The sequence below is a fragment of the Pseudoalteromonas sp. NZS127_1 genome (assembly GCF_015864295.1).
Lineage (GTDB): Bacteria > Pseudomonadota > Gammaproteobacteria > Enterobacterales > Alteromonadaceae > Pseudoalteromonas > Pseudoalteromonas arctica.
This window is the reverse complement of the sequence record NZ_JADYXO010000002.1, coordinates 261,928-275,376: the sequence shown is the minus strand read 5'-3', so window position 1 is coordinate 275,376 and position 13,449 is coordinate 261,928. Positions and strand designations below refer to the sequence as shown.

General features: G+C 38.7%; 12 protein-coding genes and 1 riboswitch. Of the genes, 7 read left to right on the top strand and 5 right to left on the bottom strand.

Annotated features, from left to right (window positions below; genetic code table 11):
• Positions 1 to 19: 19 nt before the first annotated feature.
• On the bottom strand, positions 20 to 922 hold the full coding sequence (locus I6F50_RS04270) for a ketopantoate reductase family protein (RefSeq protein ID WP_197175379.1): 903 nt from the start codon (positions 920 to 922) through the stop codon (positions 20 to 22).
• On the bottom strand, positions 915 to 1,268 hold the full coding sequence (locus tag I6F50_RS04265; protein WP_007581666.1) for a VanZ family protein: 354 nt from the start codon (positions 1,266 to 1,268) through the stop codon (positions 915 to 917). The genes I6F50_RS04270 and I6F50_RS04265 overlap by 8 nt, the downstream gene beginning before the upstream one ends.
• A gap of 152 nt (positions 1,269 to 1,420) precedes the next feature.
• On the opposite strand from I6F50_RS04265, the gene I6F50_RS04260 reads away from it, so the two are divergent.
• From I6F50_RS04260 to I6F50_RS04250, 3 genes are all read left to right on the top strand, one after another.
• Positions 1,421 to 1,903, top strand: a complete 483-nt coding sequence (locus I6F50_RS04260; RefSeq protein ID WP_007377833.1) for a YajQ family cyclic di-GMP-binding protein — start codon at positions 1,421 to 1,423, stop codon at positions 1,901 to 1,903.
• Positions 1,904 to 2,104: 201 nt separating this feature from the next.
• Positions 2,105 to 2,842, top strand: a complete 738-nt coding sequence (locus I6F50_RS04255) for an ABC transporter substrate-binding protein (RefSeq protein WP_197175377.1) — start codon at positions 2,105 to 2,107, stop codon at positions 2,840 to 2,842.
• Positions 2,843 to 2,953: 111 nt separating this feature from the next.
• A riboswitch (cobalamin riboswitch) is annotated at positions 2,954 to 3,138 on the top strand.
• A 36-nt stretch (positions 3,139 to 3,174) separates the two neighbouring features.
• Entirely contained in the window at positions 3,175 to 5,001 is a 1,827-nt protein-coding gene (locus tag I6F50_RS04250) for a TonB-dependent receptor (protein ID WP_197175375.1), read from the top strand.
• 90 nt (positions 5,002 to 5,091) lie between these two features.
• On the opposite strand, the gene msrA is transcribed toward I6F50_RS04250, so the two are convergent.
• The 3 genes from msrA to I6F50_RS04235 all read right to left on the bottom strand — a co-directional run bounded on the left by msrA (position 5,092) and on the right by I6F50_RS04235 (position 9,868).
• Entirely contained in the window at positions 5,092 to 5,628 is a 537-nt protein-coding gene (msrA, locus tag I6F50_RS04245; protein ID WP_197139986.1) for a peptide-methionine (S)-S-oxide reductase MsrA, read from the bottom strand.
• A gap of 85 nt (positions 5,629 to 5,713) precedes the next feature.
• Complete coding sequence (locus tag I6F50_RS04240; RefSeq protein ID WP_010553194.1) at positions 5,714 to 8,812, bottom strand: efflux RND transporter permease subunit; 3,099 nt, start codon at positions 8,810 to 8,812, stop codon at positions 5,714 to 5,716.
• 3 nt (positions 8,813 to 8,815) lie between these two features.
• Positions 8,816 to 9,868, bottom strand: a complete 1,053-nt coding sequence (locus I6F50_RS04235) for an efflux RND transporter periplasmic adaptor subunit (RefSeq protein WP_024590017.1) — start codon at positions 9,866 to 9,868, stop codon at positions 8,816 to 8,818.
• Positions 9,869 to 10,114: 246 nt separating this feature from the next.
• Here I6F50_RS04235 and I6F50_RS04230 point away from each other — a divergent pair, with 246 nt between their 5' ends.
• From I6F50_RS04230 to I6F50_RS04215, 4 genes are all read left to right on the top strand, one after another.
• Positions 10,115 to 10,819: a DUF2982 domain-containing protein gene (locus tag I6F50_RS04230; protein WP_165740792.1), complete on the top strand. Its 705-nt coding sequence runs from the start codon at positions 10,115 to 10,117 to the stop codon at positions 10,817 to 10,819.
• Between the two features lie 22 nt (positions 10,820 to 10,841).
• Positions 10,842 to 11,174 (top strand): hypothetical protein, encoded by a 333-nt coding sequence (locus tag I6F50_RS04225; RefSeq protein WP_007581673.1) that lies wholly within the window; start codon positions 10,842 to 10,844, stop codon positions 11,172 to 11,174.
• A gap of 69 nt (positions 11,175 to 11,243) precedes the next feature.
• Positions 11,244 to 12,893 carry a DUF1566 domain-containing protein gene (locus tag I6F50_RS04220; protein ID WP_197175372.1) on the top strand — a complete coding sequence of 550 codons (1,650 nt, stop codon included), beginning with the start codon at positions 11,244 to 11,246 and terminating at the stop codon, positions 12,891 to 12,893.
• Between the two features lie 9 nt (positions 12,894 to 12,902).
• Positions 12,903 to 13,421 carry a DUF1566 domain-containing protein gene (locus tag I6F50_RS04215; RefSeq protein ID WP_197175371.1) on the top strand — a complete coding sequence of 173 codons (519 nt, stop codon included), beginning with the start codon at positions 12,903 to 12,905 and terminating at the stop codon, positions 13,419 to 13,421.
• Positions 13,422 to 13,449 lie beyond the last annotated feature (28 nt).

Below are 13,449 nucleotides of genomic sequence, written 5' to 3'. Positions count from 1 at the left end.
GAATTTATATAAGCGTGGTTTATACCACGCTTTTTTTTGCCTGAATTTTGACAAACAACTCATCGTTGTAAGGTGTAGGAATACCGTGAAGTTTGCCTTGTTGGCTAATATAGCCACATATAGCTGATATTTCAGTTTCTCTGCAATGCGCGACGTCTTGCTGCATTGAAGAGTAATTGTCAGACGTTAATTCCATTATTTTATAAGCGGTATTAAGTGCTTTAATCAATGGGATATTAAGCCCTTGTACCTTTGCTATATTGCATGCTTCAGTGAGTGCATTAAAAATTATAGCGTTGTACTTAGGTGCGCGTAACTCACCATTTTTTACATTACTTAAAGCGCTTAATGGGTTAATGGCAATATTTACGAGTAGTTTTTCAAAACGAAGCTGCTGAATGTTATTAGTAAACTTTAGGCTGGGTATTACTTTAAAAATATCAGCTATTGGCGCGCTATTTTGAAAAGCTAATTCATTACAAGCACCAATAACACTTTGTCCCTCACCAGTGTGCTGCACAATGTATTGGTTTGATTTAAAGCCCGCTATGCTTGTCGTTAAAAAGTAGAGTGCTTGGTGAGTGCTTAGCTGGCTATTTACCTCATCAACATTACCCATTCCGTTATGCGAAAGTACAACAGAGCAATGACTTGGTAGAAGAGGCTTTATTTGCGTAAATGCATCAAGTACTTGAAAGGCTTTAACGGTAAATAAAACAACATCAAATTCAGCCGCTTTATTTAGCTGATTTAATGCAATAAAGTGTGCGTCAATTTTTTTAGATGCACCCTTACCTCGACTATAAAAGCGGGTATTTGTTGGGCTTTTGCGAGTTAAAACACTGACATTATGCGACGCACTTAGAAAATGACTAAGTAACAAGCCAATAGCACCATCGCCGACAATTAAAATATTAGCCATATGGGTTCTTTTTTCGAGGTGTAAAAATTACTCTAAGTAAAAAGTAGCTTGCGGCACCTGCAAAATCAGCAAAAAAATCACCGAGTGATGCTTGCCTATATGGAAGTGCGTCTTGCATTATTTCTATAGAGGCGCCATAACCAGCCAATAAAAGTATTTGCGCATATAAAGGAAGCTTAAACGCTTTATCCATTATTATGGCTAGTATAAAAAAAATCCCAAAATGGGCGACTTTATCAACATGAGGAAATAAATTTACAACGCCACCTTTTATTTCTTTGGCAAATAAAAAGGTAAAAGCTACTATGCTGATTAAAAAAATTGCTTGATAAACACGCCTTGTCACGACAAATCCTAAAATCGCTTAAAAAAGAGGCGCAAGTATATCAAACTAATTTAATATCGCACCTGAACAAGATGCAGAAAAATGTAAAGATTTATAATTTTAGCGTTATAATTACCACATAAAATTAAGATTAAATAGTTAGGAGCAAACCAATGCCTTCATTTGATATTGTATCTGAAGTAGAAATGAACGAAGCTAAAAACGCAGTTGATAATGCAAATCGTGAGCTAGAGACTCGCTTTGACTTTAGAGGCGTTGATGCATCTATTGAGCTAAATGACAAAACAATTAAGCTTAAAGCTGAAGCAGACTCTCAGGTTATGCAATTATTTGATATTTTAGCTAACAAAATATCTAAGCGTGGTATGGATGTATCAAGCTTAGAGCTTCAAGATATTACCCGTGCAGGTAAAAATGTATTTCGTAACGTTGGCTTAAAGCAGGGTATCGAAAAGGACATGGCTAAAAAAGTAGTTAAAGCCATTAAAGACTCTAAAGTTAAAGTTCAAGCTGCTATCCAAGGCGAAGAAGTACGTGTAACGGGTAAAAAACGTGACGATCTTCAAGAGGCTATGCAAGTAGTGCGCAGTGCTGAGCTAGGTCAACCTTTTCAGTTTAAAAATTTCCGCGATTAATTAATAAATAGTTTTAAATTAAGCATGCTTTAATCTGTTTATACTTACAGACAGATTGAAGCTACTTACTCTTTTTAAATATCTCACTATTATCCCTCTTTGCTGCCTAGATACTCCCGTATGTATTAATCTTCTTTTTGATATTTAAGCTATTATATTTAATCACATGCAATTAAGTACTTCACACTAGAAGGTATTAAAATGAAACTTCATCAATTATTTTTGTTATTTGTTTTGCTTACATTTACCAAACCAAGCTTATCAAAAACAGTTGATATTGATGTACTGGTTGAAGATGGCTACTTTCCCATTATTATTAATGCGCAAAAAAAGCAGGGTTTTGCTCCTGAGTTTATTAAGATTTTAAACGGCGCACAGCAGGAGTTTAACTTCGTACTTAAGTCTCTACCTGTAAAAAGGCTTGCTTTGTCAGTTGAAAAAAATAATTTTGATGTTTTATTTTTAATGGCACTGCAATGGATCCCACAATCAGCGCAAGAGAATATTAAAAAAACCGAATTTTATACCATTACCAAAAATGAGCTTTATACGCTTAAAGAAAATACAAATGAGCAAGCTTACTTTGACGACATTACGTCATTAACAAAGGTTGGGGTTCTGGGGTACTCGTATCAATTTGCTGGATTTAATACAGATGCCGAATTTTTAAGTGAGGAACATCAAGTAAGTTTAACCATTGATGAATTCAATGTGGTTAAAATGCTGCTATTAAAGCGCGCGGAAGTAGGCGTTTTAAATAATATTGCTTACCAATATTTTAAAAATCAAAATACTTTTAATATGGATTTACTCTATAAAAGTAACGTACCAGATGCCGTTTATGAAACGCACTTTTTAGTTAACTCTAAATCAAATAAGATCACTAGTAATAAAATGGATGAAATACTAAGCTTACGTACTGCACAAATACAACTTTAGAAGCTACTTAATAAATATGGCGTTTCTTCAAACTATACTAGCCCTTAACTGCATTTTAAAGGTTTTTAGCTGTATAGACGTCCATTGACATTTGTAAACAAAATACTCACAATAGCGACATATTTTCAAGGTGCTTGCTAGCCACTTCATGTAATGATTTTTTTAGCAGGATAATCGGGAAGTTGGTGCGTTTTCATGATGACTACAAGCCCAACACTGCCCCCGCAACGGTAAAGTATTGCATATTTTGATGTGCTTACTGAGTCCGGAGACCGGCCTTGATGCAATCTTACTTACTTAAATCTTTGCGGTGGGCAAAGGTAGGGGACATCATGTTAAACAAAACAACTTTAGGCGTTGCTATTTCTGCTGCGCTTTCATTTTCTGTGTCTGGCGCAGAGCAATCAATTGAAAAAATAACCGTTACAGCTAATAAATTTGAGCAATCAATCAATGACGTTTTAGCAAGTGTAAATGTTATTGAGCGTGCAGAAATAGAAGCAAGCAACGTACGCGATTTACCAACCTTATTAAGCACGCGAGTTGGTTTTCAGGTTAATCCAAACGGTGGTTTTGGCCAAAATACAGGTGTGTCACTTCGTGGTACTGGCTCTGGCGATACGCTAATTTTGATTGACGGTGTACGTACAGGCTCAGCAACACTTGGTCAAAAAGCATTAAATAATGTCCCTTTAAATAGTATTGAACGCATTGAAATTATTAAGGGTTCTCGCGCGGGTGTTTACGGCTCTGATGCACTTGCTGGCGTAATTAACATTATAACGCGTGAATCAGATAACTTATCTGTGAGTGCTACGTTTGGTTCTGATTCTTACCAAAATTATCAAGTGGCAGGCTCTGTAAAATCAGGCGATATAACAACAGCATTTAATGCAGGCTTTGAAAAAACAGATAACTTTGATGTACTGCAAGGCGTAGCACCAGATGAAGATGGCTATGAAAATAAAAACCTTGGTTTTAAAGTAAATTATACTGATGCACACTACGGCGACTTTAAGTTATTAGGTCAATACAGTGAAGGATTTGCAGATTACGACAGTCGCTTTAGCCCAGCCGACAGTACGATTGAACGAGATGATTTTAAAAACTATCAGCTTTCTGCAGGTTGGAGTAAAAACTACACTAACCAAACGCACAGTATTGATTTAGCGCTAGCAACGGATGATTCAGACAATACATATGTCGATTTTTCAGTTGGACCAACAACAAGTACTTTTATAACTAAACGCACACAAATTGATTATAACGGCCAATACCTATTATCTGATGAGCTTAACATTAGTGGTGGTATCAATTGGTACAACGATGATGTATCTCATAGTTCGCAACTATTTGTTGAAGACAGCCGAGATGTACTTGCTGTGTTTGTAGGTGCTTACTACGATGCAGATAAAGTATTAGCTAATTTAACTGTTCGCCAAGATGACGACGAGCAATTTGGCGACGAAACAACGTATACCGCAGCTGCGGGTTATCATTTATCTGAAGATGCAACATTTCGTATAAGCCAAAGTACTGGCTTTAAAGCCCCTACATTTAACGATTTATATTTCCCACTTTATGGTAACCCTGATTTACAGCCTGAAAAATCAGTAAACCGTGAGTTAGGTTTGAGTGTGGACTTTGATATTGCGCAAGTTGATGTTGCAATTTTTAGAAACGATATAGAAGATAAAATTGATTACGATGCAAACTTTGCATTAGCTAATATTGATGAAGCACGTTATGAAGGGGTTGAATTTAGCTTATCTCAGCAGTTTTTTGGTTTTGATAGCAACCTTAACTTTGCTTATTTAAGTGCAGAAGACGAAGAAACGGGCGCAGAGTTACGTAATGTTGCTAAACGTACTTTTAACTGGGAACTTGCAAAACAGTTTGGTGCTTTTGATGCAAGCTTAGACATGCAATATCGTAGTGACCGACAAGGTGCTGTGACGCGTTTAGGATCATACACGCTTTGGAACTTAGCGGGTAATTATCAAGTAAATGAGCATATTGAAGTTTCGCTTCGTGTAGAAAACTTATTTGATAAAGAGTATAACGCTGTTGATTCAAATACTGATTTTACAACGGGTCAAGTGTATTACTACAACACGCCAGAGCGTCGCTTTTTTGCAGGCGCAAGCTACCAGTTTTAACGGTATTTATTAATATTAAAAAGCCCGACTTACGTCGGGCTTTTTAATGTGTAGCTAAGTTTAACTAATCAATTTAACTGCTCAAATTAGCTAGTCAGCTAAGAATTCTTTAAACACAGTTTCAAACTTATGTAATTTAGGTGCTATTAAAATACTACAGTAACCCTGCTGTGGGTTTTCGTTATAGTAATCTTGATGATAATGCTCTGCTGGATAATACGTAGTGGCAGGGCTGACTTCTGTTACAATGGGCTCACTCACATGGCTTTGCAGTTGAGCTATCATTTCATTGGTTTGCTTTAGTTGGGCTTCATCGTGATAGTAAACAACGCTTCTATATTGTGTGCCTATATCGTTACCTTGACGATTCAATTGTGTTGCATCATGCAAAGTGAAAAACATTGCTAGCAGTGTTTCAAAGCTAACTACAGTGGTGTCAAATTCAACTTTAACAACCTCAGCGTGCCCGGTTGTGCCAGAGCATACAGAATTATAGGTTGGGGTGTCGGTTTCGCCACCGGTATAGCCAGAACTCACATCTAATACGCCATTTACACGTCTAAATGCTGCATCTATACACCAAAAACAGCCGCCACCAAATGTTGCTACTTGCGTTGTTGAGCTCATAAGTATTCCTAAAATGTATATGGAGTTTAAAGGCGAGCATAAATTGTATGCGCCGCAACAACAAGGTTACGGCGCAATAAAGAGATTAGATCTCTTCGAAAGGCTTTTCAGCAGCTTGTTTATTCAGCTTTTGTTGTAAAAACTCAGGTGATTGTGTATTTTTCGATAGAGCATAATACGCAGCAGGTACAACAAAAAGAGTCAGCAGGGTAGATACAATAACCCCTGTAAACACAACTACACCAATTACCATACGGCTTTCGGCGCCGGGGCCTGAAGCAAAAACCAAAGGAACAGAGCTCATAACGGTTGTAAGTGAGGTCATTATTATTGGGCGAAGGCGCTGGGTAGCTGCCTGTAGTATTGCTTCACTAAACTCAACGCCTTTATCGCGTAATTGGTTAGTAAATTCCACAATCAAAATACCATTTTTAGCACTTAAGCCTATGAGCATAACAATACCTATTTGGCTGTAAATATTTAAGGTCAGTCCTGTAGCCCAAAGCCCAAACATAGCGCCCATTAAACCAAGCGGTACGGTAAGCATAATGACAAATGGGTGCATAAAGCTTTCAAACTGCGCAGCAAGTACTAAAAAGGTAACGGTGAGTGCAAGTATAAATACGTAGGTCATCGCTGATGCGCCTTCGTAATAAAGCTGCGACTCGCCTTTGTAATCTACTGCGCCATCTATATCGTTTTCTTGCGCGGCTACCTCGTTTAAAAAGTTAAGCGCTTGTTCAAGGGTATAACCGTCGGCTAAGTTGGCGCTTAGTGTAATTGCGCGCATACGGTTGTAACGGTTTAAGCGCGACGCGGTTGCTTCTTCTTTTAAGCTGATAAGGCTATCAAGTGGAACTAGTTCACCGCTTCGTGATTTAAGGTATATATTTGAAATATCAGTAGGATTGGTAAAATCTTCTTTTGTTCCTTTTAAAATCACATCGTATTCTTCACCGCGGTCAATAAAGGTCGTAACACGGCGCTGGCCAAGCATTGTTTCTAGTGTACGGCCTACATCAGATACCGAAACGCCTAAATCGGCAGCTTTGTTTTTATCTATGCTGACTAAAAACTGCGGGAAGGTTTCTTTATAATCATGATCGATTCTTACTAAACCTGGGTTTTGTTCAGCACGCTTAATTATACGGTCACGCCAATCGGCTAGTTGAGCGTAATCATTACCTTGCAGTACAAACTCAATTGGGCGAGATGAGCCACCACCACCAATACCACGGCGCATAATGGCAAATGCACGAACATCGGTAACTTCTTGCATTTTACCGCTTATTTCATCCATTACTTCCCACGTTGAGCGTTTGCGTTTATCCCAATCGGCCATACCCACAATCGCAACACCGCCGCTGCCACCCCAGCCAGGCACTCGGACAAGTACACGACTTAGCTCACCGGCTTGCGAGTAAGGCATTAAGCGCTCTTCAATTTTAGCCATATTAGCGGCGTTATTTTCGTAACTTGCGCCTTCTGGGCCGCTCATCATAATAAAGAACGTACCACGATCTTCTTTTGGCGTTAGCTCAGAGGGAACTTGTAAAAACAACGAGTAACTAACAAAGCCAGCTAATAATAAGCTCACCATTAAACCCCATTTACGGGTTATGTTGGTGGAGAGTGAATTACGGTAACTTACTTCAATTTTAGTAAACTGGCGGTCCATCCATTGGCTAAATTTATTTGGTTTGTCTGATACTTTAAGTACTTTAGAGCACAAGGCTGGTGCGAGAGTTAGTGCTGTAACACTTGAGAAAAATACGGCAGCACTTACCGCCATAGCAAACTCAGTAAATAATGCACCTATACGGCCATCCATAAATACTAATGGCACAAACACCGATATTAGTACAAGCGTGGTTGCTACTATAGCAAAACCTACTTCACGCGCGCCTCTAAATGCAGCTAGTAACGGCGGCTCACCCAGTTCAATACGACGGTGAATATTTTCAAGCATTACAATGGCATCATCTACTACTAAACCAATGGCCAGTACTAAGGCAAGTAAAGTTAGTAAGTTAATTGAGTAGCCCATTGCCAACAAAAACATAAAGCTACCAACAAGTGCGACCGGTACGGTGACCGCAGGGATAAGCGTTGCTCGTATATTGCCTAAAAACAAAAATATAACGAGTACGACTAAACCCATAGAGATGGCAAGTGTGCTGTAAACTTCATTAATAGACTCTTTAATAAATACAGACGAATCGTAGCTGTCTTGAATTGTAGTGCCTTCAGGTAGGTTGCGTTTGATTTTTTCAAGTTCGCTGCGTGCGTTATCTACTACGGTTAGTGTGTTTGCTTTAGCTTGTTTTACAATACCTAAGCCAATCATATTACGCCCGTTACCACGAAATAAGCTTTCGTCATCGGCAGCTTCTAAACGTACATCGGCAACTTCACCTAAACGTACTAAGTAACCTTCATCACCACGCTTAATTACCAGGTTTTTAAAATCGCGCTGATCTTTATAACTACGGGCAGTACGCACGGTAAAGTCACGATCTATAGATTCTATTTCGCCAGCCGGTAACTCAACGTTTTCTGTACGCAGTGTATTTTCAATATCGCTTGAGGTAATACCCCGTGCGGCCATTGCTTGGCGGTTAAGCCAAATTTTCATGGCGTATTGGCGCTCACCACCAATACGTACGTTAGATACACCATCTACTACGGCTAAGCGGTCAACAATAAAACGCTGCGCGTAATCAGAGAGCTGTAACGAGTCCATTGTTTCGCTGTTTAATACAAACCAGGCGATTGGGCTTTCATCACTATTTGATTTAGATACTTCTGGCGGGCGTACCTGATCCGGCAAACTATCAAGTGCACGTGCTACACGTTCGCGTACATCGTTAGATGCTGCATCTATGTCGCGGTTAATATCAAACTCAATGGTAATGTTTGAACGTCCATTACGACTCGATGAGTTAATACTTTTAATACCTTCAATACCTGAAATTCGATTTTCTATTATTTGCGTTATTTTGGTTTCTATAATTTCGGCAGAAGCACCTGTGTATTCAGTGCTGATATTTACAATCGGCGTTTCAATATCCGGGTATTCACGAAGTGGCAGCATAGTAAACGCAACCAGTCCAAAAGTAAGAAGCAGTAAATTAATTACAATGGCAAAAACGGGGCGCTTGACGCTAGTATCTGTAATTTTCACGTATTACCCCTTTACGCTTACTTTACTTCCAGAGCGAATTTTTATTAGCCCCTCAGTAACAATTTGCTCGCCATCAGTTAGGCCCTCATCGATAGCAACCCAGCCATTATTTCTGCTAGCAACATGCACTTCAATTTTATTAGCTATCCCATCTTGAATTTGAAAAACAAAGTGTTTGTCTTGCAAAGGTATAACCGCTTTTTCTGGCACCATTAAAGCTTGGTTGCTGCTTAGCTCAAGTGCTGTATTTAGTAACATACCAGGGCGAAGTAATCCTGATTTATTGGCAAAACTTGCTGTTACTTCAACACTGCGAGTAACCGAATCAATACGCGAGCTAATATGCGTTACCTTGCCGTTAAATGTCTGTCCTGGGTAGGCATCGTTTTGCGTAAGCACTTTCATGCCCATATTTAATTGTGCTAAATATTTTTCAGGTACTTTAAAGTCAACTTTAATAATACTAATATCATCAAGTGTTGTGATTATTGTTGTATTACTTACGTAAGCACCTATTGATATTTCACGCTTACCTAACAGGCCTGAAAAGGGCGCACTAATAGTCATTTCGTTTAATTTAGTTTTAGCGCTTTCTAGTTGGGCCTCTGTTGCATCAACACGAGATAACTGCTCTTCAAGTAACGACTTTGCCGTTGATTGCGAGCGTGAAAGTTCGGTTAGGCGATCTAACTGGCGTTGTTCTTCACGTAAGTTAATGCCAAGCTCTTTAACGGCAAGCTGTTCTTGTTGGCTCTGTAACTGTACTAACTTTTGTCCTTTACTGACTAAGTCGCCGTCTTTAAAATATATATCTGTGACATAATCGTTTTGCGCACTTTTTATATAGATTGCTTGGTTTGCACGCGCGCTACCGATCGCTTCTATCATCACTGCGTTTTCCTGAGAAGTAACAGTATGAGCTGTTACTTGAGTAGACATTTGTGATAAATCGGCTTGTTCGCCGTGGCTAGCGGGTAAATATAAATAAACGCTAAATATTAGTAGTAACGTAATAATAAATGGAAAAAGTGCTTTACCTGACTGTCTTGAGTACATCGTTTTCATACCTGAAAATTAATTATATGTATTGTACGAAATAAGACCGGGAAAAGACGGTTATGTGTCTCATAAATTTGTGCGTTAAGCGTAAAAGTAAATAAGATTTATTCATTGTTCCTATTTTGTTGAGGAAAAAGCGGTAATGTATGAAATTTAAAACCACCTGTAACTTATGTATAACAACAAGAAAGGTCATAATTTGGGCTGTTATTATGTTTGTTTTTTATATGGTGTTTTACCAATATGGATAAACCTAACAATGTCATTAAGTTTCGGGCACAAGGTGCGCGAAACGCAATTGAAGTGCTTGTTGCAGGTGCAATTGGTTTAGTTTTTATTATGTTGTTTAATTTACTGAGGCCGGGTGAGATTAGCATACTTGAAATATTTTTAGTGAGCTTGTGTATTGCCGCTATTTTTATTGGATATTTAAAAACTCAAGAACCATATCATAGCCTTATATTAAATGAGTCTGAGCTCGTTTATTGCCATAAATACGGAGCTTGGTGTATGCCTCATAGTAACTTTCATCACAGTGGTATACCCAAAGTAGAAGATGGCTTTGATTACTTAGAATTAAATGCGGTTGGTATAAAGGTAAACGACATAGATGACTTTTTAACAAGCATAGCGCCTCGAATTGCAGGGAAATTATTAATAGAGCAGCGTAATTTGTTTATGCAAGTTGTTCAAAAACATTGCAAAAATGGCAATTGCCCATCAGAATGGCTAATAGAAGATACACATTACACATCCCATAAAGGGATAAGCTATACTGGTCTTATAGCTATGTTTGCTAACAGGACTAAGCACCTTCAACTGTTAATCGGTTACGATTTATTATTACCAGCCAGTGTGTTAGATAGAGATATCTGGGCATTTAGTGCTAACTTAAATAAGTGGAAGCGCGAGCCTAGTCAGTTTATAGCGTCGCAAATTAATAATTAAGCTGCGACTGTAGGAAAGAAAAATGAGTCAAGAGAGAGCCTTTTTAAAAAGTGGTCGAAACACCATAATACATAAAGATAAAAAGCATGATTTAGTGATTGTAAACTCTGAAATTCATCCTAAAATTAAAGTGACTCAACATGGCTTAGAGCCATTTAAAGAAGAGTTACCTAAAAACCGCCGTGATGCAAAAGATCGCTATTTAGAAATAGTCTATGTTGGAAGCCCTGATGTATTTGGCGAAGAAAAACAATTACTATTTATTCAAGCTTTAGATGGGCGTGAATACAAAGTAGATTACAGTAAAATCGGTACGAAGTTGTTTGTACGCATTCATCAAGATACATATATGTAGTACTTTAATGGCATCTTTATTGCTAGTAATTACACTATAGTAATTATTTGACATAATAAGGTGCTGCGTATGAAAGCGTTTGCTTTAATCCCCCTCATTTCTTGCGGTTTGCTGAGTGCGTGTGGAGGAGGTGGCGGTGATAGCGATAATACAGTTGTAGAAACATCTGTTAATGCTGGAACCGATTTACAAATTATCGAAAAAACTGAATTTACCATCACAGCACAAGGTTCCCCCGCTGATGGTACGTTTTCATGGCAACAAGTTAGCGGCCCAAGCTTAGAAGGTTTTCCGCTTGAAGGCGCTGAGCAAACATTGACAGCCCCTGACGTAAAAACTGATAGTGAAATAATCTTAAGAGTGAGCTATCAAAGCACCGGTAGTAGCGCTGTTAGTGACGACATTTCTATTTCAGTGAGCTCTAATAATCAACTTCCTCTTGCTGTTGTTACCCAAACATCTCCTGAAACACTTCCTTCTGTATACAAAGATACGGTGACTTTGAGCGCTCTTGAGTCGAGCGATCCTGATGATAATGGCCAAATTGATAGTTACTTGTGGCAACTGCTATCAGGTCCTGATTTAGATATTGCTAGCTTTAATGAGTCAACTCTTAGCTTTTCTCATCCTTTACTAGAAAGTAACGTAAATTTGTCTTGGCAGCTAACAGTCACTGATGATGAAGGCGGTGAGGCGAGTACTCAATATTCAATGACGCTTAATAAAACAAATGAACTAGTGGATGCAAATGCAGGCGCTGATCAAAATGTCGAAGAGTTTGAAGAAGTAACGCTTGATGCAACGAATAGCGAAACTGTCACCGATACCTATCAGTGTAAGTGGCAACAACTTACCGGTAATAGCGAAACATTAAGTAATAGCGAGCAATGTACAACGACATTTTTTGCCTCTGATGTAGATACTGAATCCACGTTGAGCTTTGAAGTAACGGTAACCGACTCAAAAGGACGCACCGATACAGATTCTTTATTTGTTGATGTATCACCAAAAGCGCTTGGGCTTATAAACGATAGTGGTGTTGGTGAGTGCTATAACAACACCCAACGCATTAACTGTGAAAGCGATGACTTTCCAGCGCAAGATGCTGAACTTGGACGCGATAGCTATGCAAACCGCTTAGATAAGGTTGGTAAAGGTAATTTAGCGTTTGATTACACTAAACTTAATCAGTTTGCGGATGAAGTTGGTGATGATAGTAGTGACTTTACCTGTATACGCGATAATGTTACTGGACTTGTATGGGAAGTAAAAAGTGAATCCTCAGGAGTATTGCCAAATACAAGCTTGCGTGAGGGGCAAAATCATTACTTTTGGGATTTAGGCGATACTACTTTTACCGATACCAGTACAGCCAATTCAACTTGTCCGGATGATACGAGTTGTGGAGTACAAAGTTATATAAACGAAGTGAATAACTTAGATTTTTGTGGTGGTACAAATTGGCGGTTACCTACTTATACAGAGCTTTTAGGTTTAATTGATTATGGTAAGCAAGGGCAAAGCATATTAATTGATGAGGTGTTTTTCCCCAATATGCCAAGTGAAAGTGCATTAAGCCACTTACGTTATTGGACTTCACAAACCGCAGCCGATGGTACAAGTTTATCGCAAGCGTACATTATTGATATGAGTGATGGTAACGATCTTGCTTATCCAAAAGAAAATACCGCGTATGTTCGTTTAGTTAGAAGCCGTTAGGAGAAAATAATGAGATTTAAATTACTCTATGCACTAGCAACTATAAGCTTGAGCTTTAATATTGCAGCGGCGCAAACGTGCTACGACGGTACAGATACCACAACGCCGACAGATAGATTTACTATAAATACAGATGGCACAGTGTCTGATACCGAAACAGGTCTTATGTGGCAACGCTGTAGTTATGGGCAAATTTATAATACAGATACAAAACTTTGCGAAGGCTCTACACCTTCTCTTACTTGGCAAGAGGCACTACGCGGTGCTAAAAATGATACAACCGCAGATTACGATGATTGGCAAATGCCTAACATTAAAGAGTTGGCGAGTATTTTAGAGCACAGTTGCACCGAGCCGAGCATTAATGAAGAGGTGTTTTTTGGTACTAAGCTTCAAAACTATTGGTCAAATACATCGGGTGTGAGCACGATGAGCTCTGCATGGGTTTATCAATTTGATAGTGGGTTGAATAGCTTGCATGCCAAAACTAGTAATGTGTATTTACGGTTAGTTCGCTACGAAGAGTAAATTACATATTAAGATTAGACAGATGAAA

Bases quoted from the DNA above. Each gene is read 5' to 3' on its own strand.
- I6F50_RS04270 (WP_197175379.1), bottom strand. From the start codon at position 922: ATGGCTAATATTTTAATTGTCGGCGATGGTGCTATTGGCTTGTTACTT.
- I6F50_RS04260 (WP_007377833.1), top strand. From the start codon at position 1,421: ATGCCTTCATTTGATATTGTATCTGAAGTAGAAATGAACGAAGCTAAA.
- I6F50_RS04255 (WP_197175377.1), top strand. From the start codon at position 2,105: ATGAAACTTCATCAATTATTTTTGTTATTTGTTTTGCTTACATTTACC.
- I6F50_RS04250 (WP_197175375.1), top strand. From the start codon at position 3,175: ATGTTAAACAAAACAACTTTAGGCGTTGCTATTTCTGCTGCGCTTTCA.
- msrA (WP_197139986.1), bottom strand. From the start codon at position 5,628: ATGAGCTCAACAACGCAAGTAGCAACATTTGGTGGCGGCTGTTTTTGG.
- I6F50_RS04235 (WP_024590017.1), bottom strand. From the start codon at position 9,868: ATGTACTCAAGACAGTCAGGTAAAGCACTTTTTCCATTTATTATTACG.
- I6F50_RS04230 (WP_165740792.1), top strand. From the start codon at position 10,115: ATGGATAAACCTAACAATGTCATTAAGTTTCGGGCACAAGGTGCGCGA.
- I6F50_RS04225 (WP_007581673.1), top strand. From the start codon at position 10,842: ATGAGTCAAGAGAGAGCCTTTTTAAAAAGTGGTCGAAACACCATAATA.
- I6F50_RS04220 (WP_197175372.1), top strand. From the start codon at position 11,244: ATGAAAGCGTTTGCTTTAATCCCCCTCATTTCTTGCGGTTTGCTGAGT.
- I6F50_RS04215 (WP_197175371.1), top strand. From the start codon at position 12,903: ATGAGATTTAAATTACTCTATGCACTAGCAACTATAAGCTTGAGCTTT.